The organism is Candidatus Symbiobacter mobilis CR (genome assembly GCF_000477435.1).
Lineage (GTDB): Bacteria > Pseudomonadota > Gammaproteobacteria > Burkholderiales > Burkholderiaceae_C > Rhodoferax > Rhodoferax mobilis.
In genome coordinates this window covers 1,622,000-1,647,238 of record NC_022576.1, presented here as the reverse complement: position 1 = coordinate 1,647,238, position 25,239 = coordinate 1,622,000, and the positions used below count along the sequence as shown (strand labels likewise).

General features: G+C 60.5%; 8 protein-coding genes. 2 read left to right on the top strand and 6 right to left on the bottom strand.

All coding sequences use genetic code 11. The annotated features are described in order from the left end of the window. Window positions 1–23: 23 nt before the first annotated feature. From CENROD_RS06715 to CENROD_RS06690, 6 genes are all read right to left on the bottom strand, one after another. Window positions 24–16,259: a pilus assembly protein N-terminal domain-containing protein gene (locus tag CENROD_RS06715; RefSeq protein ID WP_022773171.1), complete on the bottom strand. Its 16,236-nt coding sequence runs from the start codon at window positions 16,257–16,259 to the stop codon at window positions 24–26. A 257-nt stretch (window positions 16,260–16,516) separates the two neighbouring features. Beyond that, window positions 16,517–18,748, bottom strand: a complete 2,232-nt coding sequence (locus CENROD_RS06710; RefSeq protein ID WP_022773168.1) for a type IV pilus secretin PilQ — start codon at window positions 18,746–18,748, stop codon at window positions 16,517–16,519. Beyond that, complete coding sequence (locus tag CENROD_RS06705) at window positions 18,732–19,295, bottom strand: pilus assembly protein PilP (RefSeq protein WP_022773164.1); 564 nt, start codon at window positions 19,293–19,295, stop codon at window positions 18,732–18,734. Before CENROD_RS06705 ends, CENROD_RS06710 begins: the two co-directional genes overlap by 17 nt. A gap of 11 nt (window positions 19,296–19,306) precedes the next feature. Then, window positions 19,307–19,963, bottom strand: coding sequence for a type IV pilus inner membrane component PilO (locus CENROD_RS06700; protein ID WP_022773161.1), 657 nt, complete (start codon window positions 19,961–19,963; stop codon window positions 19,307–19,309). 114 nt (window positions 19,964–20,077) lie between these two features. Continuing rightward, a complete protein-coding gene (locus CENROD_RS06695; RefSeq protein ID WP_022773158.1) occupies window positions 20,078–20,695 on the bottom strand; it encodes a PilN domain-containing protein in 618 nt (205 codons plus the stop codon). After that, window positions 20,692–21,771, bottom strand: a complete 1,080-nt coding sequence (locus tag CENROD_RS06690) for a pilus assembly protein PilM (RefSeq protein ID WP_041193353.1) — start codon at window positions 21,769–21,771, stop codon at window positions 20,692–20,694. The genes CENROD_RS06695 and CENROD_RS06690 overlap by 4 nt, the downstream gene beginning before the upstream one ends. Window positions 21,772–22,008: 237 nt before the next feature. On the opposite strand from CENROD_RS06690, the gene CENROD_RS06685 reads away from it, so the two are divergent. Together CENROD_RS06685 and surE are read left to right on the top strand one after the other, a co-directional pair. Next, a complete protein-coding gene (locus CENROD_RS06685; protein ID WP_022773150.1) occupies window positions 22,009–24,393 on the top strand; it encodes a penicillin-binding protein 1A in 2,385 nt (794 codons plus the stop codon). A gap of 66 nt (window positions 24,394–24,459) precedes the next feature. Then, complete coding sequence (gene surE, locus CENROD_RS06680) at window positions 24,460–25,227, top strand: 5'/3'-nucleotidase SurE (protein WP_022773146.1); 768 nt, start codon at window positions 24,460–24,462, stop codon at window positions 25,225–25,227. The last annotated feature ends 12 nt before the right edge of the window (window positions 25,228–25,239 follow it).

Genomic DNA, 25,239 nt, shown 5'->3' with positions numbered 1-25,239 from the left:
AGAGAGGGGATCGTAGCGGGTGCTCAGTGGATTGGGAATGTGGTGGAAGTGGCCATACCCAAGGGACTCGTGACGGTGACGAAGATCAGATCACCCACTGCGCAATTGGAGTAACTAGAGCCGATGTGCATGGGATCCAGGGTATTGGGCACGACGACATTGGCGCCACTAGCCATTGCGCACGTCATGTTGTTGAGTGGCGTGTTGTCGGCTGCTTCAACAGTAACAGTCGTTCCGGTGGGCATGCTGTTGCCGTTGCCGTCATAGACCCAGAAGCTTAGGCTGCTGGTGGTTTGTACATAGGGTGATTCCACGATACCGTCTCCATTCCGATCCAGATCCCCGATATTTGCTCCACTGGTGGCAAAGACGATGGGGATTTGGGCGCGGATATCCGCAGCACCCCATACGCCGTCGCCAGCAGTGGGGGTGGGGGTGGTACCAGACACACCACACACGCCGGCTTCCGCATTCCGTGGCACGGTGAATTCTCCATCGCTGTAGCCACTGCGAGTTAATACAGTACTGGGTAGCTGATCGTCCCGGAAAGCAATACCCAAGTCTGTGAAAGATTCTTTAACATTGTTAACACAGTCGTAGTCATAGACGTTGTTGCCATTCGTGTCGGTAAAGTCTTCTTCGCCAGCCACATAAGCCAGGATCGTGACCCGACCCGTTTGGGGTGCAAGGGTACCGGGATCAAAGCTTTCAACGGTGTGTGGGGGGGGGATGGAGCCTAGTGGAACTGGCCTCGGCGCTTGTGACCGGATGGTCACCGAACACTGCGAATCCCCTGGTGTCGTCCCTGTGGTGCAGGTGGCCGGGATCATCACGCCGCCTTCGGTCACGAAGTTGACGACCGTTCCATCCGGTACGGGGTTGCCTTGGCGGTCAGCCAGGCTGACGGTCACTGTCGTCGTCGTTCCATCGACATTGAACCCTTCAATAGCCCACTCTTTGGCTGCGATGCTCATCCGCACTTGCGCTGGCCTGCCCGACGCAATGGTCAATACCGACGAATCGGTTTGGATGCCCAGATTGCTTGCCAGCGCAGCGTTGACGATCACATTGGTTGGAACCGAACCGGAATAGACGGGCTGGGTGACGTAACCGTCGGCATTCGTCGTCAGGGTAACGTTGGCCGTGCTGCCACTGGTATCGAAGGTAGCCTTCGGCAAGCCGGGGCTAAGCGATTTGAGCGACAGAACAACTTGTTGCCCTGCAATCCCTTCGCCGGACTGGTTGACCAAGCGATAGGTCAATACCGACGATGTTTTGCATGCGGCGTTCGTACCGCAAGCATTGGCCAGATAGATTCGCGTTGGCTCCGCGCTAATGAAGCCAATGCTCGTTGCGGGGGCACTTTGGATCGCAATATTCTTGCTGACCGCAGCGGCGCCGCTGGTGCTGGCGGTGATTTGTGCCGTTTTGCCGCTGCAACCCAGGGTACTGGGCGAAGTGCCTGCAGGATCGGTTGCTGAGTAGGTGACGAGCACTTTGCCGGTGTTGTCGGTCGTCGCTGTGGCAGGACTGATCTGCCCGCACGAGGCGCTGAAGTTCACCGATACAGGGGTCGATGTCGCAGGCGCACCATTGATATTGACTGACACCGTAACCTGGCTCGTTCCATAGGCTGGCAGGATTTCGGGGTTGTCATCGGTATCACCAACGGTCAGGTCTTCGAGCGTGATATTCGCAGTCGTGACCTGGTAGCCCACATAGGTTGATAGTTGGCTGCCCGTGGCGGGTGGCGCGGAAGAGTCGCTGTATTGGGTAATCATCCCGGGCTGGTAGTTGTAGTTGACGGTCAGCGCGCCAGCCCCCGTCGCCAGCAGGTTGGCCCGTGCAACTTTGAGCGTGGCCACGCCGGTGGCGTCGGTCAGGGCTGCGCTGCCGTCTGGGAAGCTGACTTGGCTCGTATCGCCCGTGGCGTTGACGACCTGGTTGGCGATGCCGACGCTGAACGGATCTTTCAACGTGACTTTGAGCAGGGTGTAGTTGGTCGCATCGATGGCGCTGGTGTCTGCTCCGGCAAGCGTTTGCAACTTCGCGGATAGAACGGGGTACGAAGACACCGCAGTACCCCCGCTGTTACCCGTCCCTACCCACACGGGAATGTCGATCTTGGTTCCCATCGCATCGGTCACCTGGATCGTTCCGAACCCGCTATTGGCGCCCGTGACGATGGTGAGCACCGGCCCGGCAAAACTGCCTGTGACGATGGATTCGTTGCTGCTCGTCGCTGCGTAGGAAGCCAACTGGCCTTCAAAGGGCGATCCGCCGTGGACGAGGTACGTGTACGTCGAATTCGGCGCGGTGATCACGCACGTAGCGGCCCCTTGGGTATTGGATGGGCAGGCAACGATCGGCGCGGTCGTGTAGAGCATGGTCGATGTGCCGACGTGGACGGTGATCGTCACGGTTTGGCCTTGCGCGTCACGCAGCACCACGTCCACCACGCCTGCTGGCACGGTCGATGACACTGCGCTGATGCTCAGCATCGATCCTTGCACTGCTGCACTGACGATTCCAGGCTCGCTACTTGTTGCCGAGTAGGGTGCATATCCGCCGGAGATGGCGTAGGTGAATGGGCTGGATGTGCGAGAGATGTACAGCGTACTGGGTGCAGTGGTGTACAGCGTACCGGGCGATGGAACGGTCACGTCGATGGATACCACTGTCCCAGCCAAGTCGGTCACCGTCACGGTGGCTGTTCCCGATGCCACGGCAGTGATCTTGACCGAGGTCAGGTTCACGAGTTCCGCCGTTGCCACAGCGCTATCGCTGCTGCTGACGACGTAGGTTGGTGTACCGCCGTGGATCGAATAGCTGCCGAACATCCCGGTCGCGAGCGTCACGTCCAAGGGTGCGCTGGTGAACAGCGGGCCGGGTGCGGTAACGGTGACGGATACCGTCACTGTCGCGCCTTGGCTATCGCTGATCAGCAATTGCGCCGTTCCTTGGCTGACGCCGGTGATGTCCAGGGTGCCCGTGTTGGCGGCGATCACACCCTGCGCAATCGCCGGGTGCGTGTTGACCACGGAGTACGGCGCTGTCCCGCCCAACACCGCGAACGTTCTGGCAGCGCCGCCAGAAGCGATGGCCAGCGAGGAAGGCGCGGTTGTGAACAGGGCAGGCGGCGTGGTGATCGTGACCGTGATCGTGCGTTGCGTGCCAACACTGTCGGTCAGCAGGACTTGTGTCGTCCCGCCGGTCGAACCCGTTGCTGCGGCAATGGTCAGCGTCGATCCATTGATGCCAGCAGTCACCAGGCTCGGCTGTGAGCTTTCAGCGTGGTATGGAGCCGTTCCTCCGTACACCGTGTAGTCTTCCGACTTCCCGGCAACGAGCGTGAGGTCGGAAGGCGCAGTGGAGAGTAGCGACCCCGGAGCAACGACCGTCGCGGACAGCGTGATGGTCACCCCTGCTGCGTCGCGAACGATGAGCTGGGTGTTCCCGGGGGCAACGCCAGCAATGTCGAGCACGGATTGGGTGATCGTCGCGGTGACCACGCCGTCACGGGTGCTTTCGATCTCGTAGTAGCGATTGTTGGGGTCGTTCGGATCGACGAAAGGCGTACCGCCAAAGATGGTGAAGGAAACCCCCGTTCCGCTGGCCAATGTCAAGTCAGTCGGCGCGTCGGTGTACATCCCCTGGTTCACGGTGGCGTCAATCGTGATGACGGCACCGTTGGCATCACTGACTGCGATGGTTTCATGCCCGGTAACCACCCCGGTGATTGCCAGTTCGTGCGTGACCGGATCAAGCACGGCCTTGGCGACAAAGCCGCTCGTGTTGACGACGTAGGGTGCCGTGCCACCGTAGACCTTGTAAAAGTTCGTCGTTCCGTGCAGGATTTCCATGGTCGTCGGCGCAGTGCTGAAGAGGGCAGTCGGCGCCGGAACGGTCACGGACAGGACGATGGTCGCGCCGAGGCTGTCGGTCACGTACACGGCGGCAGTGCCTGCGCCGATGGCCGTGAGGTCGAACTTACCGTTGGCCGCTGGGGTGGTGGCCGTCACGACGGCAGGGTCACTGCTTTGTGCCGCGTAGGGAGCAGTGCCGCCGGAAATCGTCACCGTGTAGGCGGGGGATGCCGTGCCCAGGGTGATGTTGGCCGGGGCGTCGGTAAAGAGTGCCGGGCCGGAGGGCACCGTTGCCGTCAGGCTGACGGTGGCGCCTTGGCTGTCTTTGATGGTGATCGTCGCAGTACCACCCGCCACGCTGGTGAGGGTGTAGTCGGAACCTGCCAGCGTCACGCTGACCACTCCGGTATCACTGCTGGTAACGGTGTAGCCTGCTTTCCCGCCATGGATCGAGAAGCTGCGGGTACCTCCGGCGCTAGGCATGGTCACGGTGTTGGGCGCAGTCGTGAACAACGCGGTCGGAGCCGGTACCGTGACTGCGAGCGCAAGCTGCGCGCCCTTCGCGTCAGTCACGATCACGTTCGCGGTACCGCCATTCGTTCCGGTCGCCGCAGCAAGGTCGAGGCGTTTTCCATCGCCTCCGCCCATCGTTGCCGAGACCAGCGAGGGTTGGCCGCTTTCCGCTGTGTAGGGCGCAGTGCCGCCAAACACGCTGTAGCTGTCGGATTCGCCCATCGTCAAGACGATGTTGTTGGGCGCAGTGGTACCCAAGGCAGCGGAGTCGGAAACGGTGACGTTCAAGGTGATCCGGTTCCCTTGGGAATCGCTCAACACGACGCTGGCATTGCCTGCGGATAGGGCATCAAGGGTCAACGACGACCCTGCAATCGTTGCGGCGACGATTGATTCGTGGCTGACGTTCGCGGTGTAGTTCGGATCTGTCTCATACGGTACGCCACCGAAGATCGTGAACGTGTTCGCCGTTCCCTGCGCAAGGGACAGGCTTGCCGGCGCATCGGTATAGAGCGCATCCGGCGCGGGAACGGTCACGGTGATCGTGACGGTGCTAGCCTGCGAGTCGCTAATGGCAATCAGCGCCGTCCCTGCCGATTTGGCGGTGATCGTCACCACGCCTTGGGCATCGACCGCCGCCGTGGCGACTGCGGGGTTGCTCGTTCCCACGCTATAGGGACTGCCCGACGCAAAGGGAATGCCGCCTTGCATCCGCACGGTGTGCGTTTTGTCTGCTGCGAGCACCAGGGAGGAGGGCGTATCGGCAAACAGCGTTTGCGGCGCAGGGACTGTTACGCCGATTGTGATCGTCGCATTCGTCGCATCGCGCAAAGTCAGGGTCGTCGTTCCCATTGCCTTGCCGGTGACGGTGAAGGCACCGTTCGCCGGGTTGGGCATCGAGACGGTGGCCACGGAAGTATCCGAGCTCAAGATGGAGTACGGGCCAACTCCCCCGGACACCACATAACTGCCCGTAGCCGCCGCGCCCGTTGCGGCAAGGGTCAGGTTGGATGGAGCTGTGGTTGCAAGCAGGCTGGCCTGTACGTTGAGGGTCAGGTTGATCTGCCTCCCAGCCGCGTCGGTGACCGAAATTTGCACAGTGGGGGGCAGGATGTCTGTCACCAGCCCTGTGACTTCCAATTGGTTGCCGTTGACGATGGTCCCATACCCGATACGCAGGTCGCTGCTGTTTGCCACGTAGGGTGGAATGCCTCCGATGATGTTGAACGTGTTGGAATCGCCTGGTGCCACCGAGATGGTGCTGCCGCAGACCGGGGCGGAGCCTCCACCCCCCTCGTTCGTACATCCTGGTGCGCTAAGGTACAACGGCCCTTGGGCATTGACGACCACGTCGATCTGGACGATGGCACCGGACGAATCGCGAACGAGGACTGCCCCAGTACCGGGGATGGAACCCGTGATCTCCAACACATCGCCAGCCAGGGTAGCCGAGACGATATCCGGGTAGGTACTTTCGACCGTGTAGTCGCCCGTACCGCCGAACACGGCAAAGGTGCGTGCGCCCACCCCCGCAGCGATGGCCAGCGGTGACGGAGCAGTCGTCATCAATGTGGCGGGTTGCGCAGTCACGGCGATGGTGTAGGTTGCACCTTGGTTGTCACGGACGATGACGTTGCTGACCCCGCCAGCCGTTCCCGCAACGGCATCGATGCGGAGCACTGCGCCTGCAACGGTGGCTTCGACCAGGGCTTCGTTGGCGCTGGTGACGGTGTACGGCGCAACGCCACCAGATACGACGTAGTTGTTGCCGGTACCCGTGGTTAAGGTCAGCGAGCTGGGCGCGGTCGAGGACAGCGCGCCGGGCGCGGTGATCGTGACGTTGACCGCAACCGTTGCGCCTACAGAGTCGCTCAGCACCACGGTGGTGGAACCTGGGGCAACGCCTGTGACAGCCAACGTGGTTCCGGTTACGAAGGCCGTGGCAATGCGGGTATCGCCAACATTGACGGTGTATTTGTTCGCGCCGGACAGCGGAATGCCACCAAAGACCGCGAAGGTGTTGCCGGTTCCGCTAGCCAAGCTGAGGTTGGCCGGGGCATCGGTGTACATGCCTTGGTTGACGGTCACATCAATCGTGATGACTGCGCCTTTGGCATCGCTGATCGCAACGGTTTGGTGGCCGGGAACCAGGCCCGACAGGCTCAAGGTGTCATCGATCAGCGTGGCCTTGGCGACGACGCTGTTGCCATTGACGGTGTAGGGTTTGGTTCCGCCATAAATTGTGTAGTAGTTCGTCGCGCCCTGGAGGATCTGGAGCGTAGCTGGCGCGTCGGAGTACAACGCCGTCGGAGCGGGAACCGTGACGGAGACTGTCAGGGTCGCGCTCGTGGCGTCTTTGACCGTGATCGCGGCGGTACCGGCTCCGACACCATGGATCGTGAACAGACCATTGGCATCGACTGCCGTCGTGGTGGCAACGGTTGCATCGCTACCCAGCGCGGTATACGGGCCTACGCCGCCAGAGATGGTGACTGGGTAGTCGGCGCCCACGCCAACGATGATGTTGGTCGGAGCATCGACAAAGAGTGCGGTGGCTGCAACGGTGACGGAGATGCTTACTGTCTTGCCTTGGGAATCCTTGATCTGGACGGTGGTCGTACCGCCGGACTTGGCTGTCAACGTAAAGGACTGTGCGTCAGGTCGGGTGACTTCGACGATCGCCTCGTTGGCGCTGGTGACGGTATAGATGGGAGACCCGCCGACGATGGCATAAATGCCCGATCCAAACCGGGGGAGATCAAGCGTTGCTGGCGCAGTGGTGAAGAGATCAATAGTGGGAACGGTGACGGAGATAGTGACCGAAGCGCCTTGGTTGTCGCGAACGATGACATTGCTTTGTCCGCCGGTGGTGCCTGCTACGGCATCAATGCGCAGCAGCGAGCCGTTCGTTCCGCTGGTGGAAGCGGTGACGAGGCCGGTATTGGCGCTGGTCGCGGTGTAGGGGCCTACGCCGCCGGAGATGACGTAGGTGTTGCCTGATCCAGCCGATAGTGTGAGATTAGAGGGTGCGGTGGTCAGCAGTGCGCTTGGAGCGACGACGGTGACGGTGACGGCGATCGTGGCACCAGCGGTATCACTGACCACGAGCGTGGCAGTTCCTTGGGATAGACCGCCGATCGACAGGGTGGAACCACGGATGGTGGCGTTGACGACATTCGGGTCGGTATTGTTGACGTTGTACTTGGGTTCGTTGGGGCCGGTGGTGCTATGGGGGACGCCGCCATAGATGGTGTACTCGTTCCCAGCACCCATGGCAAGAGAGAAGCTGGCAGGAGCATCGGTATACATACCGGATTGGACGGTGATGTCGATGGTGACGACTTTGCCGACGGCATCGCTGATGGCCATGATCTCATGTCCTTCCGATACTGCTCTGATAGCGAGTTGGCGGGTAATGGGGTCATAGTCGGCTTGGATGATTTCCCCGCTGCTGTGGACGGTGTAGGGCTCGGTACCGCCATGGATCGTGTGGAAAGCGGTCGTTCCATGCAGGAGTTGCATGGCAGTACCTGCGGTGGTAAAGAGGGTGGTTGGGGCGGGGACGGTGACAGAAAGGACGATGGAAGTGCCTGTAGCATCCTTGATGGCCATCGCTGCAGTTCCTGCAGCGACACCATGGATCGTGAAGACACCATCGTTGCCGACGGCGGATGCGGTGGCGACGGAAGGATCGCCGCTGGTTGCGGTGTAGGGACCTACGCCGCCGGAGATGGTGACCGGGTAATCGCTGTTGGCAGCGAGGATGACATTGGGCGGGGCATCGAAAAAGAGCGTAGTGGAAGCGACATTGACGGAGATGATGACCATCACGCCTCGAGAATCTTTGATCTGAATAGCTGCATAACCACCGGACTTGGCAGTCAAGGTGTATGAGCTTGCGTCAGGTTGGGTGACGGCGATGACAGCCGTATTGGAACTGGTGACGGTATAGCCGGGAGACCCACCGAGGATCGCGAAGGTCGCCGTGCCTGCCTTGGGCAGGTTCAGCACGTCCGGGGCAGTCGTAAAGAGCGGATCGGGAGCGGGCACCGTGACGTAGACGGTTCGTTGGTTGCCTTGGGAGTCCCGGATGGTGATATAGGTAAATCCACCGTTGGTGTTGGGCAGAGCCTCGATAACAAAGGATGTTGAAGTGATGCCCCCCACTGTGGTCGTAGTCGCTATGGCACGAGCGAGGTCAGGGATATCACTGACGATGGAGTAACTCCCATCAGTAGAGAAAGGCACGCCCCCGGAAATGGAATAGGTCGGACTGGAAGTGCCCATCGTGAGGGTGAGGGTCGCAGGGGCGGTGGTGAACAAGGCACTGGGTGCAGCGACGGTGACCGGGATGATTGTGCTGGCACCCTTCGAGTCGATGGCGACGATATTGGCCGTCCCGCTGGCGAGCGCATCAATGGTGAAGGACTTGCCTTCGGTGACCGAGGGAGTGGCAACGGCGGGGTTGGAGCTGGAGAAGTGGTAATTGCCGCCCGCGAAGGGTTCGCCGCCGCCGACGGTGAAGACGGAGCTGGAAGTACCCGCAGCGAGTGCGATGCTTGCAGGCCCGTCGGTGAAGACAGTCGCGGCGGTGGGCACGGTGACGGCGATGGTGAGGGTATTGCCCAGAGAGTCAGCGATGGCGACGGTGGCGGAGCCAGCGGACTTGGCGGAGATGGTGAACGCGGAGACGCCAGCGCCGAGGGAGCCGGTAGCGGTGGTGACGACAGCGGGATTGCTGTTGTTGACGGAGTAGGGGCCGGTACCGCCGAAGACGCGGGTGAAGTGGCTGGTTCCGATGGAGAGGGTGAGCGCGGAGGGTGTGTCGGTAAAGAGCGTTGCGGGAGCGGGAACGGTGACGGAGAGGGTGAGGGTTGCGCCGGTAGCGTCCTTGACGGTGATGGCCGTGACGCCTGGATCGACGCCCGAGATGGTGAAGCCCCCGTCATTGCCGACAGCGGAGGCAGTGGCGACAGCAGGAGTGCTGCTGAGGGCGGTGTAGGGGCCCACGCCGCCGGAGATGGTGACGTCGTAATCGGTGCCATCGGCGACGATGATGTTGGCTGGAGCGTCGACGAAGAGCGTGGTGGCTGCGACGGTGACTGCAACAGTGACGGTAGCGCCCTTGGAATCCTTGATTTGGACAGTAGCGGTACCACCGGATTTGGCGGTCAACAGGAACGAATCCGCATCGGGCTGGGTGGCGACAAGGACGGAATCGTCAGAACTGGTGACGGTGTAGTTGGGAGACCCGCCGAGGATCGCGAAGGTCGCGGTGGCTGCCTTGGACAGATTGACTGAGGCAGGAGCGGTGGTGAAGAGTGCCAGGGTAGGCACGGTGACGGAGATGGTGACGGAATTGCCTTGTGCATCGCGAACGATGACATTGCTTTGTCCGCCTGTGGTGCCTGCGAGGGCATCGATGCGGAGGAACGCACCGTTGGCGCCGCTGGTGGAAGCGGTGACGAGGCTGGTGTTGGCGCTGGTCGCGGTGTAGGGGCCGACGCCGCCGGAGATGACGTAGGTGTTGCCGGTACCAGCGGAGAGGCTGAGGTCGGTGGGCGCGGTGGTGAGCAATGCGCCGGGAGCGGTGACAGTGACGGCGATGGTGACGGTGGTACCGGAAGCATCGCGAACGAGGACATTGGTGGTACCTACCGAGACACCGGTGATGGCGAGATCGGCGCCGGAGATGGTGGCGGTGACGACGCGGGTATCACCGACGTTGACGGAGTACTTATCGGCGCCGGGGAACTGGGTGCCACCGAAGACGGTGTAGGTGTTTCCGGTACCGCTGGCGAGGGTGAGGGATGCCGGGGCATCGGAGTACATGCCTTGGTTGACGGTGACGTCGATGGAGATCACAGCGCCCTTGGCATCGCTGATGGCGATGGTTGTGTGCCCGGGCACCTTGCCTGTGATGGTGAGGGTGTCGTCAGCGGCGATGGTGGCTTCTGCGATGACACCGTTGCTGTTAACGACATAAGGCTTGGTACCGCCAAAGACCTTGTAGGTGTTGGTAGCACCGTGAAGGATTTGCAGGGTTGCGGGCGCAGTACTAAACAGAGCAGCCGGAGCGGGGACAGTGAGGGAGAGGGTGAAAGTGGTACCCGCAGCGTCCTTGACGGTGACGGCTGCGGAACCTGCAGCGATGCCATGGACGGTGAATACGCCATCGTTGCCGACTGTGGAAGCTGTTGCGATGGCGGGATCGCTGCTCAGCGCGGTGTAGGGGCCAACGCCGCCGGAGACAGTGACATCGTAGTCAGCACCGATGGCGACGACGACATTGGGCGGAGCATCGACGAAGAGTGCAGTGGAAGCGACGGTGACGGAAACCGAGACGGTAGCGCCTTTGGAATCCTTGATCTGGATGGTTGCGGTACCGCCGGACTTGGCAGTGAGCATGTACGAATCAGCGGTGGGCTGGGTAACGGTGACGACAGCCGTATCAGAGCTGGTGACGGTGTATGCCGGAGACCCGCCGAGGATGGCGAAGGTTGCAGTACCCGCCTTGGGCAGGTTCAACGTAGACGGGGCGGTAGTGAAGAGATCGAGCGTGGGAACGGTGACGGAGATCGTCACCGAAGCGCCTTGGGCATCGCGAACGATGACATTGCTTTGGCCGCCTGCCGTGCCGGGCAGGGCATCGATCTCCAGGAACGAGCGATCGTCACCGCTGAGGGTGGCAGTGACCAGTGCGGGTTTGGCGCTGGTTACGGTATAGGGCTTGACCCCGCCGGAAATGACATAGGTGTTGCCGGAACCAGCGTTCAGCGTCAGGATTCCGGGCGCAGAGGTCATCAGCGTTCCGGGTGGGACGACCGTGACGGCGATGGTTGCCGATTTCCCCTGGGCGTCGGTGATGATGATGTTGGCCGAACCGCTACCCATGCCGATGATCGAGAAGGCCTTGCCTTCCGCCACCGAAGGAACAGCCACAGAAGGGCTGCTGCTCGTGATACGGTAGTTGCCATTCGCCAGCGGTTCCCCACCGCCGATGCTGTACGACGGGCTGGCGGTATCGGTAGCGAGCGTTAGGCCCGTCGGGGCATCCGTGAAGACGACACCGGCTGCGGGGACAGTCACGGTGATGGTGGTGACGCTGCCTTGTGCATCAGCAATGGCGATGGTGGCAGTACCTGCCGACCGGGCTGCGATGGAGAAGCTGGAAACGTCAGCAGCCAGCGCGCCAACGGGAGTGGTGACCACAGCCGGGTTGCTGTTGTTGACGGTATAGGGACCTGTCCCGCCAAAAATATGGGAAAAATGCGTTGCGCCTTGCGCGAGGGTGATCGTCGATGGGGTGTCGGTGAAGACTGCCGTCGGCGCAAAGACCGTGACGGAAAGGGTGATGGCTGTGCCGGTGGAGTCTTGCACCTTGATCGATACCGCCGATGTGGCCGTGGCGACTGCGGAAATCGTGAAGGCGCCATCCGGGCCGACAGTGGATGTGGTGGCGATATTGGGTGAGCTGCTCAACGCGGTGTAGGGGCCGATACCGCCGGAAACAGCAACGCGGTAGTCGGTGCCGGCAGCCAAAGAAATGTTCGCAGGCGCGTCCGTGAAGAGCGCGGTCGATGCGACTGTGACCGAGATGGTGACCGTCTGGCCTTTGGCATCTTTGATTTCAACGGAGGCCGTACCGCCCGATTTGGGAGTCAGCGTGAACGAAGTCGTGCTATCCCGTTCGACCTGGACGACACCGGGATGCGATGTTGTCACCGTGTATTCAGGCGTTCCACCATAGATGGCGTAAGGTAGAGATTCCGCAGACCTAGGCAGGTTGAGCGTGGACGGTGCCGTGGTAAAGAGAGGCACTGTCGGAACGCTGACCGCAATCGTCAACGATGCGCCTTTGCTATCGCGAACGATGACGTTGCTTGTACCGCCAAGGGTTCCGGCAACGGCATCAATGCGCAGCACCTTGTTGTCGTTGTCGATCGACGCAGTGACGAGGTCCTTGTTCGCGCTGATAGGAGGCATATAGGGCGCGACACCACCAGATACGACATAGGAATTGCCCGTTCCGGCAGTCAGCGTCAGGTTGGCGGGAGCGGTGGTTGTCAAAGCGCTTGCAGCGGGAACGGTGACAGCCAAGGTCAAGGTTTTGCCTTTCGCATCACTGATGGTGACCTGCGTGGAACCGGCAGCCAAGCCCGCGATGGTGATCGACGAACCGGCAATCGACACCGTGGCAATGCTGTCATCGCTGTTGTTGACTTGGTACTGCTGTGGCCCATCAATCGGCGTTCCGCCAAAGATGGTGAACTGGTTTTCGGTGTTTGCGGCGAGCGTCAGATTGGCAGGGGCATCGGTGTACAGCGTGGCTGGATCGGGAACGGTGACGTAGACGAAAACGACCGCCCCCTTCGCGTCGTTGATCGCAATCTGTGCTGTTCCTGCGGAATGCGCTTGCAGCAGCAGGGTGCCTTCCTCATCGACCGTCGCGGTCGCGACTGCGGGGTTGCTGCTTCCGGCGATATACGGAGCTTCGCCGCCAAAGCGCATTCCGCCGTAGACGTTGGCTCGGTAGGGTGGCGACCCTGCAGCCAGCACGATGCTTGATGGCGCGTTGGTGAAGAGCGCATCCACAGCGGGAACGGTCACTGCGACAGAGAGGGCCGTGCCAGCCGCATCACGCAGCGTGATGACTGCGGAACCTGGCTTCAGACCGGTGAGGGTATAGACATTGCCGTTGTCTGGGTCGAGTTCGACTTTGACGACGGTGGGGTCGCTGCTTGCCACGATATAGGAAGAGGAAGCGACACCGCCGGTGAGCTGGAATTCCACCGGGGTGCCGCCGATGGCCACGGTCGTGCTAGTCGGCGCCGTAGTGGAAAGCGGCGGGATGTGCGCGACAAGCGTGAGGTTGATTTGCGACCCGGCTGCGTCGGTCACGGAAATTTGCGCGGTGGCGGCGGGGGTGGCCGATGCAGAGGCTTCGACGTGCAGGCGGTTGCCGTCTTTGATGGTTCCGATTCCAATGGCTTTGTTGCTGCTGTTGGCGACGTAGGGCGGGATGCCGCCGATGATGTCGAAGACATCGGAATCGCCGGGAGCGATGTACACCGTGCTGCCACAGACTGGCGCGCCGCTTCCGCCACCGGTATTGACGCAACTGGGGGCGCTGAGGTACAGCGGGCCTGGGGCGTTGACGACGACTTCGATCGTCACCGTTGCGCCGCCGGAGTCACTGAGCAGGATCGACCCCGTTCCCGGCATCGACCCCTTGATGGCAAGGAGGGATTTTTCTTCGTCGATCTCGGCGGAGGCGATAGCCGGATGGGTGTTGACGACCGAGTATTTGCCCGTTCCGCCCAGAATCGCGAAGACTTTGGGTTCGGTATCCGCAGCGATGGCCAGCCGCGCAGGCGCCGTCGTCATCAGCGGAACCGTCGTGACCGTGACGGCAATCGTTAAGGTCGTTCCATTGGCATCTTTGACCAGGACGTTGCTCGATCCACCAAGGGTTCCGGGAAGAGCATCGATACGGAGCACCGAACCTTCCATGCTGGCGGTGACGAGCAAGGGATTAGCGCTGGATGGCTCGTAGGGGCCTTTCCCGCCGGAAACGGTGTACAGATTGCCGGTTCCAGCGGGCAGCGAGAGGGTGGCTGGCGCGGTGCTGGTAAGCGCGCCCAGAGGGGTAACGGTGACGGTGATGGAGATCGTCGCGCCGGCTTTATCGCTGACGACGATCGTCGCGCTCCCTTCGGCAACCCCGGCTATGTACAGCGTGGAGCCTTTGACGGTGGCGCTGGCGACGTTGGGATGCGTGCTGTTGACAAAGTATTTCGGATCATCGGGGTCCGCAGTGTCGCGGGGTACGCCGTTGTAAATGGTGTATTCGTTTCCGGCGCCCGTGGCAAGGGCAAAACTTGTCGGCGCATCGGTATAGAGACCGGATTGGACGGTGATGTCGACAGTGATGACATGGCCCACGGCATCACTGATTGCGAGGACTTCGCGCCCAGGCGATAGGGCCTTGATGACGAGCCGTTCATTGACTGTGTCGTACTCTGCATCAATGATTTCCCCGCTGCTGCCGACGGAATACGGCTTGGTGCCGCCATGCACCGTATGAAAGACGGTCGTTCCATGCAGGATTTGCATGGCAGTTCCCGCAGTGGTGAAGAGCGCGGCGGGGGTGGGGACAGTCACGGCAATGACTATCGAGGCATTGGCTGTGTCTTTGAACAGGATGGAGGTCGTTCCGGGGGTGTGGCCAGTGATGCGGAACTGGTTCGTCGTTCCGTCGATCAACGCCACGGATGCAACCGCAGGCTGCGCGGATTGGGCTGAATAGCCTAGAGCGCCTCCGGAAAGGGTGACGATGTAGGTATTGGCCGGTTCCGTAGCGCTGAGAACGAGGTTGTCCGGGGCGTCGGCAAACAGGGCGCGCAAGGGCACCGTGGCGACGATCTGGATGGTGACGCCTTCGGCATCGCGGATGACGATCGTCGCCGCACCCTGGCCTTTGGTGCGGAGGGTGTAGCTGTTTTCGCCAGATGCGGGGGAATCCACAGCAACCACGTCAGGGTTGCTACTGGTGACGGTGTAGTCGGGTGTTCCGCCAAGGATGGCGAAAGTCTGCGTGGCATCGACTGCTTGGGGCATGGTCAGGGAATCTGGTGCAGTCGTGAATAGCGCGATCGTCTGCGGTGCCGTCACGGTAACGGTGATCGTCAGCTTGGCGCCCAGGTTGTCTTGCACGACGAGCGTCGTAGTTCCAGGCTGTTTGCCAGTGATCGTCAGGTTTTTGCCGTCGATGCTGGCGCTGGCGACCAGGGGTTTGTTGTTGAGGGCGACCTTGTACGGTGCAGTGCCACCGAAGAGCAGGAATTCGCCGAAGGCTTCCCGGGCAAGCTCCAGATTGGCTGGGGCAGTCGAATACAGCACGCCCGATGCTGGCACCGAGACGATGATTTTTTTGCTGCGGGTGGAATCCACCGGGTCACGAATCAGGATGGTTGCCTCACCGTATTCCTTGGCCTCGATGGTCAGGATGCCATCCTCGACGTGCCCTATCGCCACGGCGGGTTTGCTGTTGACGACTTGGTAGGGAAGGGGATTGGGTTGCCCAGTCTGGGAACCGCCAAAAACCTGATATATGGCCGACGTGCCTGCAGCGAGGGTGACGGTACTGGGGGCATCGGTGTACAGCTCCGTGGGGGGCAGTGCCGTGACGGCAATGGTGGTCAGCTTGCCTTCGGCGTCACTGATGGCAATCGTGGCGGTACCGGCAGCCAATGCCTGTACGACCAGTCGGTTGCCTTGGATCTCAGTGCGGACGACGCTGGGGTTGCTGTTGTTGACGCGGTACGGAATATTGGGGTCCAGATCGAAGGTGGTGCCCCCATACACCGTAGCGAAATTGGTGGTGCCGACGGCCAGATTGAGCGCAGTGCCCAGATCGGTGAACAGAACGTCCGAGTCGGGGATCGTGACGATGACCGAACTGCTAACGCCTACGGCATCTTTGATGACGATCGATGCAGTACCGACCGCTTTGGGGGCGATGCAAAACTCGTAGTCGCCTTCCATGGCACCCGCGCGTGTCGAAGGTGCGGGCTTCGTCGCGGCCAGCAGCTTGGAGTTGTCGGATTGCGCGGTGTATGGGGGAACGCCACCCCGGATGGTGTAGCAGGGCGCTTCTTCTAACTCCAGCGTCAGCGTACTGGGCGCATCGGTGAACATCGCCTCCGGCTTCGGCACCGTCGTCGTGGTCGTCGTCGCGACGGTGGTAGCCGTGCCGCCACCGGAGGCAGTGGTATCGACCGTGGTTAGCGGAGTGCCACCGCCTCCTCCCCCTCCACCCCCGCAGGCAGATAGCAAAAGAGTCAGGATCCAAGCCGCGAGCGTGACGGATGGGCGCATGGGGAACCTCAGTTCGGTGGGGGCGATATAGGAATGCCGACTAGTGGCAAACAAGGCCGCGAATTATGGCCATGGCTACCAGGGCAGGAAAAAGCGAGAAAGCGACGAGAAAGCGGCGAAAAAATAGAGGGAATGCAGCGACGAATACAGCGGGAAGGAGGCCACAAGCAAGCTACAACGAGGCTACGGAGGCTGCTACACGGCAACTTGGGCGCATTGCATGACAGCCCATGTGGATTGGCGCGGTGCAATGCAGCTTAGTGCGATGCCCGGTCTGCAATGACCTTGGGCGTGATGAAAACGAGCATTTCCTGCTTGTTAGCGATTTTGGAACGTGCCTTGAACAGGTTACCGAAGGCGGGGATATCGCCCAGAACGGGCACTTTGGTTTCGCTGTCGCTTTCGGTCATCTCGAAGATGCCGCCAATCACAACCGTGCCCCCGTTTTCGACGAGCACCTGGGTCTGGATGTGTTTGGTATTGATGGCAAACCCTGCGGCGGTAGCTTGGCCGACGGTGTCCTTGTTGACATCGAGACTCAGGATGATGTTGCCTTCGGGGGTGATTTGCGGGGTGACTTCGAGCTTGAGATTGGCCTTGCGGAAGGCAATCGACGTTGCCCCGCTGGCAGAGGCCACTTGGTACGGTAGTTCCGTTCCCTGTTCGATCAGAGCCTTGATTTGGTCTGCGGTGACCACGCGCGGGCTGGAAACGACCTTGCCTTTGCCGTCTGCTTCGAGCGCGGAGAGTTCGAGGTTGAGGAAGCGGTTGGCCGTTGCGCTGAAGATCGACAGTGCGAAGCTGGCCGGGTTGTAGCCGCCTTGACCGATAGCAGGGAGATTGACGAAGGCGGCGCTGGTGTCTACCACCCCACCCGCGCCTGTCGTGGCAACGACGTTGCCATAGTTTGTTCCCATGGCGATGCTGTTGGTGCTGCTGAGGGCATAGCCAGGAGAACCCCCTTGCTGCGCACGCAAATCCGATCCCCCCAGTTTGACGCCCAGCGATTTGCCGAAGGTGTCCGAGGCCTCGACGATGCGGGCTTCGATGAGCACCTGGCGTACCGGGATATCCAGCTTGGTGACGAGTTGTTGCACCTGTTCGAGCTTGGACGGGATGTCCGTCACGAACAGTTGGTTGGTGCGGGCCTCGGCGATGACGCTGCCACGGGTGCTCAACAGCCGGGAGTTGGGGGCGTTGGTTCCGCTACCGCCACCGCTGCTGGTGCTCGTGCCAGTGAGTTTGGAAGCGATGTCTTCGGCCTTGGTGTAGTTGAGCTGAAAGGACTGGGTTCGCAAGGGCTCCAGGTTTTGCACGACTGCGGCGGATTCGAGGTCGAGCTTTTCCTTGGCATTGATTTCGTCTTTGGGCGCAATCCAGAGCACGTTGCCGGTCTTGCGCATCCCCAGCCCTTTGGACTGGAGGATGATGTCGAGCGCTTGATCCCAGGGCACATCTTGCAGCCGCAAGGTCACGGAGCCTCCGACGGAATCCGAGGTGACGACATTGAAGTTGGTGAAGTCCGCGATGACTTGCAGCAAGGCGCGAATCTCGATGTTCTGGAAGTTCAGCGACAGCTTTTGGCCGTTGTAGCCGACACCGGGAGTCAGCTTGGCGGGATCCACCTTCACGGTTTTGATTTCGATGACGAACTGGTCGTCCGTTTGGTACGCGCTGTGTGCCCAGAGTCCGTGCGGCTCGATGGTCAGGCGAACGCGGTCGCCTGCTTCGGAACTGGTGACGGTGCGCACCGGGGTGGCGAAGTCGGCCACGTCGAGCCGCCTACGCAACCCTTGCGGCAGCGTTGTCTTGAGGAATTCGACGATGAGTGCCTGCCCTTGTTGGCGGATATCGACGCCGACTTGGTTGTTGGGCAGCGTCACGATGATGCGGCCAGAGCCGTCTTCCCCACGGCGGAAGTCGATGTCACGCAAAGGCTGGGTATCGCGGTTGAGGTCTTCGGCGAACATCATCGAAGAACCTGGGGCGAACTGAGCCGGGGGGGCAATAGGCTCCAGCAGCACGAGCAATGATTTGCCCTGCCACTGGGTTTGGTACGGGGTGGCTTGCTTGAGGTTGAGAACAACCCGGGTGCGATCGCCGACCTGCACGACGCTGGCCGAGCGCAAATTGCCTTGGTTGATCTCGATGCTGGAGCGCCCAATGGCGCTGACCACGTTGGGGAAATCGAGGGCAATCCGTGCGGGAGACTGAATCGCGAAACCAGTAGGCATGGCGCCTAGCGGGGCGCTGAGGTCGATCTTGGCCATTTCCTTTCCGCCTTGCACGGAACCCGAGACGGCTTCTATGGAGACCGATTGCGATGGCGCCACCACGGTGGCGACGGTACCGGCATCTTGCGCAGGAACGCAGACCACCGTATTGGAAAAAGTGAGCAGCACGATGGCTGCTCTCAGCACTCGGAGTGGTTCAAGCATGGTGCGTCTGCGCCAGTAGACAAGCAGGGGGTATTCAGCGCGGTTTTTCATTTTGGCCCTTCTCCTGCAATTGCAGATGCGCGAGGCGTTCTACCCACTCTCCGGCGGAATCCTGGACGACCTCTCGCAGGGTGATCTGGGTTTCATCGATGTCCATGACCCGTCCGTAGTTTTGCCCAAGGTGGTCACCCACGCGAACCTGATAGAGCAGGTTGTTAACAAGGACGAGGGCAACGGGGCGAGCCTCCTGCACCATGGTGCCGACCATCGTCATGGAGTCCAGAGGGTACTCTTCCAACGGTTCTTTGCGGCGGGTGAGTTCCGGGGCGACGAGCGCGCCGTTCGACGCAGCCAGCGTGGATTCCTTTTTGAGGGCTTGCGTCAATTTCTGGTTGCTGAAAGGCTCCACTTGGCCGAGCATGGTGTACGTTTCTGGCTTGAACTGCTTGGGCTCCGCAATCGGTTTGACCTTGGGGTGCGCCTGGGTGCGTTGCTCGGTCATCCATTGCTGTAGCTCTTCTTCAGACGATGCACCACATGCAGCCAGCAGGAGGGTAGCGGCGAGCGTGAGGAGCAGGAAGAAAAACCGTATCGACATCGTCACCCTCGTCACTTTTTCTTGTTTTTGGGGTCGGAGCTTTGGGCTGCAAGCTCGTCGGCGTCGAGGTAGCGGAATGTTTTGGCAACGGCGTCCATGATCAACGTGCTGTCCTTGGTGGGGAGAATGCCGATGTTGTTGAGGGTGACGATACGCGAAAGATTGGCGATATCCGCTGCGAAGGCGCCCATGTCATGGTACTTGCCGGAGACACGCAGAGAGATGGGCAATTCCGCGTAGTAGTCGCGCACCACGACCTGACCGGGCCGGAACAGCTCGAATTGGAGGCTGCGCCCGATCCCGGCCTGGTTAATGTCCGAGAGCAAGGCATCCATTTCTGCCTTGCTGGGCAGTTGCTTTTCGAGTTGGGTCACGTACTGTTCCACCTGCTCACGTTGTTTGCGCAGGGCGTCGAGGTTGGTAGCCTGGGCCAATTTATCGACGTAATCTTTGCGTAGTGTTTCTTCCTGAGCCTGGGCGGTGGTGAGTTCCTGTTCCACCCCCTGGAGCCAGACGAACCACAACACCACCACGCACCCCACCAAGACTGCGAGGAACAGGCTGAATCGCGGCAAGATCGGCCAGCTCGCAGGGTCCCGGCTATCGAGGTTGCGGAACTGGGCCAGGACGATGTTTTGCAACTCCTGGAAATCGACGTGAACCGCCACGTGGTGTGCTCCTGAAAACGGGAATACCGGGGTGAGAAAGCGGGGTGGGGAAAAAACGAAGGGCAACTATGGAGGGCAACGCTGCGACGCTGGGCCAACGACAAGCTATTTCTGCTATTTCTTCGGCGCGGAAGCGGCGGAATCCTGGGCTGTCGCTTCTTTATTCTGCTCACTGGCACGAACGAGTTTGACGCGCATGCTGAAGTTGGCTACACGGCGCGTATCGCGTGGAGATAGTGCCACAGTGCCGGTGATGATCTCGACGAGATCCGGCTTGGCAAACCAGCGGGACTGGTTGGAAAAATTGCGCAGCAACTCGGATACACGCTCATTGGATTGCGCGACGCCTTGAAGCAGGACATTCTGTGCTTCCTGTCGCAAAGACTGCACATAGACCCCCTCTGGAAGCAGGCGCACCAGTTCATTGAGCAGATGCACGGGGAGGTTGCGGTCGGATTGCAAGTCTTCCACGGCCTGTTGGCGTGCCACCAAAGCGGCGATTTGCGATTCCAGCCCGGCAATGTCTTTGATTTGTTCGTTGAACTTGTCGATTTCCGATTGCAAGACTCGATTGCGGCTCTGTTGCGTGGAAATGTGCGCCTGGAACCAAAGAAAGATCACGCCAGCGATGATGCCGCCGATCAGTGCAGAGGATGCCAGGCCGACATTGAAAGCGTCGCGGCGTTTTTTGCGGGCGATCTCCCGGTGGGGGAGCAGGTTGATCAGGATCACTGCAGGAATCTCCGCAAGGCTAGTCCGCAGCAGGTAAGGTACGAGGGGGCTTCCCGGGCGATTTTTTTGACCCGGATGCTTCCGGACATTTCCATCCCATCGAAGGGGTTGGCCACTTCGCATGCGAAGGTAGTCTGCTTGGCCACTGCGGCCGGGAGCCCCTGGATGCCCGCAGAACCACCGGCCAACAGCACCATATCGACTTTGTTGTGCGTGGTGCTGGTGAAAAAGAATTGCAACGCCCGGCTGATTTCCTGCACCAAACTATCGACGAAAGGATGGAGTACGACGAGGTTGTAGTCGTCGGGCAATTCGCCGCTGCGTTTCTTGGTTTCTGCCTCCTCCGGGGAAAAACCATACTGCCGCACGATCAACTGGGTAAGCTGCGCGCCGCCGAAAGCCTGGTCACGGTCGTACAGCACTTCTTCGTTGCGCAGCACTTGCATGCTTGTCGTCATCGCGCCGATCTCGAACAAGGCAATGATGCGATCCGTACCTTGGTTGGGCATTCTGGCGATGAGCCGACGGGCGGCCAGGCGGGAGGCATAAGACTCGACATCGACGATGACGGGGATCAGTCCAGCAGCTTCCGCCAAGCCTTGAATATCTTGTACTTTTTCCCGGCGGGACGCAGCAATGAGCACGTCGACATCGCCAGTGGCAGATGCGCTGGAGCCAATGACGCAAAAGTCGAGACTGACTTCCTCCAGCGGGAAAGGGATGTACTGGTTCGCCTCGCTTTGCACCTGCAATTCCATCTCGGCATCGGTTAGCCCCCCAGGCAACACGATCTTTTTGGTGATGACTGCGGATGGTGGCAAAGCCATGGCGACATGGCGAGTGCGGGTGCCACTCTTTTTGACGAGCTTGCGCAGGGCTTCGGAAACTTCCTCGAACTTTTCGACGGCGCCATCGGTGATCCAGCCGCGTTCGAGCGGAATCATCGCGCAGCTTTGCAAGACGTATTCCCCCAGGCCGTTTTGGCTGAGTTCCACGAGCTTGACGCTGGACGTACTAACGTCTAGTCCCATCATGGGGGGGGCTTGGCGGCGAAATAGTGACCCCAAAGAAAACACAACACACCCCAGCGAAAAACAACGACGCTAACAGCACGGCAACTTGCTTCTCTGCCGTGCCGACAACCCTGAAAGCATTGTGCCATCGGCACCGGTATGGTCACCAAACCCGGGATTCCCCGCCAAACCCGCTCCCTACAATGCTTTGGCGGTTTATGGCTTGTCTGGATTCGTTGCCAGCGGCAGTGACGGCCTTTTTCCTTCCCTTTTCTCCTTCTTTTTTCCTCTTTCGCATCCATGGCCCGCACGACTCCGGAACCCTCACCAGCCCCAGCGGGTACTGTGGTGGGAACGGTGACACGGTGGATGTTGCGGATGGTGCTTGGCCTGTCCGGATTGGTAGTGGCGGGCATCGTCTCCGCAGTGCTGCTGGGGCTGATCGCCATGGCTGCTGCGTACCCGAACTTGCCGGATATTTCCGATTTGCAGGATTACCGGCCCAAGCTGCCGTTGCGGGTTTTTTCTGCGGAAGGTGTGCTCATCGGCGAGTTTGGCGAGGAGCGCAGACGCCTGACTCCCATTCACGAGATTCCCCAGATGATGAAGGATGCCGTGCTGGCGATTGAGGATGCACGCTTCTATTCGCATAGTGGAGTCGATTACCGGGGGCTGGTGCGCGCCGCATTGGCCAACCTGTGGAAGGTCAAAAGCCAGGGTGCTTCGACGATCACGATGCAGGTTGCCCGCAATGCATACCTGTCCAGCGAAAAAACCTATACCCGAAAGCTCTACGAGGTATTGCTGACCTTCAAGCTGGAGCATTCGCTGAGCAAGGATCAGATCCTCGAGATTTACATGAACCAGATTTTTCTGGGCAACAGGGCTTACGGTTTTGCGGCTGCGGCGGAAACCTACTTTGGCAAGCCCTTGCGGGAAGTCACTTTGGCGCAGGCCGCGATGCTTGCCGGGCTACCCAAAGCCCCGTCTGCATACAACCCGATCCACAACCCCAAGCGTGCGCGTGCCCGGCAGCTTTACATCTTGGATCGGATGCTCGAAAACGGATTCATCACCCCCAGCGAAGCCAGCGAGGCCAAGCGGGAACCGTTGCAAGTCGTCACGCACACAGGTCATACCGAGTTGCACGCCGAATACCTGGCTGAAACAGTACGCCAACTGATGTACGCCCGCTATGGAGAAGAAACCTACACCCGGGGGCTCAACGTCTTCACCACGCTGCATGCTGCCGACCAAATCGCCGCGTACCGCGCATTGCGCAGGGGCATCATGGTCTACGAGCGGCGCCAGCACTATCGCGGGCCCGAGGGGTTTGTCGACCTTCCGCAGGATCCAGAGGCTCTCGATGACACCATCGACGATGCCTTGCTGGAATATCCCGACAACGATGAAGTGCTTTCCGCCGTCGTGCTGGACGCCACCCCGCGCAAGGTGCAGGTGATTCGGCGCAACGGAGAATTGCTGGACATTACCGGGGATGGGCTGAAGCCTGTGCGGTCTGGGCTAAGTCCCCGGGCTGCGGATCGCATACGGATTCGGCGCGGGGCCATCGTGCGGATCGTGCGCAATGCCAAAGGGTATTGGGAATTGACCCAGCTCCCTGAGGTCGAAGGGGCTTTGGTGGCGATGGACCCGCGTGATGGCGAGGTGCGGGCCATGGTAGGCGGCTTCGACTTTGCCAAGAGCAAGTTCAACCATGTGACGCAGGCATGGAGACAGCCTGGGTCGAGTTTCAAGCCTTTCATCTACTCTGCCGCTTTGGAACATGGCATCACTCCTGCGACGGTAATCCAGGATGGCCCACTGTTTTTCGATGCCGGGACGACGGGCAGCGCACCGTGGGAACCGAAAAACTACGATGGCCAATTTGAAGGGCCGATGACCCTGCGCCGCGCCCTGGCCCGCTCGAAGAACATGGTGTCCATCCGGGTACTGCAAGTGGTTGGGCCTAAGGAGGCGCAGCAGTGGATTACCCGTTTCGGTTTTGATGCCGACAAGCACCCTCCTTATCTCACGATGGCGTTGGGGGCCGGTTCGGTCACGCCGATGCAGATGGCGGTGGCGTACTCGGTATTTGCCAATGGGGGGCATCTGGTGCAGCCGTGGATCATCCGGGCAGTGACCGACCACAAGGGCAAGGTGTTGTCTCGGGTAGGGCCTGTTTCCTTGGGAGAAGCGACACGGGTCATCGACGAACGCAACGCTTTCGTGATGAATTCCCTGCTCCAGGAAGTGACCCGTTCGGGCACGGCAGCGTCTGCACAGGCCATGTTGCGACGCCCTGACTTGTACGGAAAGACCGGAACGACCAACGATTCGATGGATGCCTGGTTCGCCGGATTCCACCCCACGATGACGGCGGTGACCTGGATTGGGTATGACGCTCCGCGCAACCTGGGTAGCCGGGAAACGGGTGGGGGATTGAGTCTGCCTGTGTGGATCGAATTCATGGCGCACGCACTGCAGAACGTTCCCGTGGTCGAGATGGAAGCGCCGGAGGGCATCGTGTATTCCGGCGGGGAGTGGTTTTACGAGGAATACTCCCGCAGCACGGGGGTCACGACACTGGGCGTGGAGGGGGCGTTGCCCGACGATGCGCAGATCGTCCCACCAGCGCCAGAGGAAGAAAAGAAGCAGATCCTTGATCTGTTCCAAATACATTGATCGTGCATTGATCGTGGATAGAGGACCGGGTGGCGCAAAGCCATTGAGCATCGATACGGAGACGAGATGAAGATTCTTCTTGCCAATGACGATGGATACCAGGCACCGGGGCTTCATGCCTTGTATGTTGCTTTGCAGGGTGTGGCGGATGTCGAGGTGCTGGCTCCGGAACACAACAACAGCGCCAAGTCCAACGCGCTGACCTTGCATACCCCCTTGTACGTCCATCGTGCGCCCAACGGTTTTCGGTATGTGAACGGCACCCCCGCCGACTGCGTGCATATCGCGCTGACGGGGCTGCTCGACTATCGCCCGGATCTCGTCGTTTCCGGTATCAACAACGGCCCCAATATGGGGGATGACACCCTCTATTCGGGGACGGTCGGCGCTGCGATGGAAGGATATTTGTTTGGTACCCCCGCCATTGCTTTTTCTCAGGCCGAACACGATTGGAAGCATATCGATGCTGCGGCGCACAAGGCGCGCGAGCTGGTATCGATGTTGCAGCGGCTGGACTTGATTGGCCGTGCGCCGTGGCTGCTCAATGTGAACATTCCGGGGCGGCCCTTGGAGGAAATTGGAGACTTCGAGTTGTGCCGACTGGGGCGGCGGCATGCGGCAGAGTCTGTCATTACCCAGACCAACCCGCATGGTCAGACGATGTATTGGATTGGTGCGGCAGGGCAGGTGAAGGATGATGCACCCGGTACAGACTTCCACGCTATCGCGCAGGGGAAGGTGTCCATCACCCCCCTCCAAATCGATCTGACCGACCATGCCCATCTGGGAGACTGGGCCGCGCTGGTTCCCCGGACGGGTACGCTGGCCTCGTAGTCGGTGACAAAA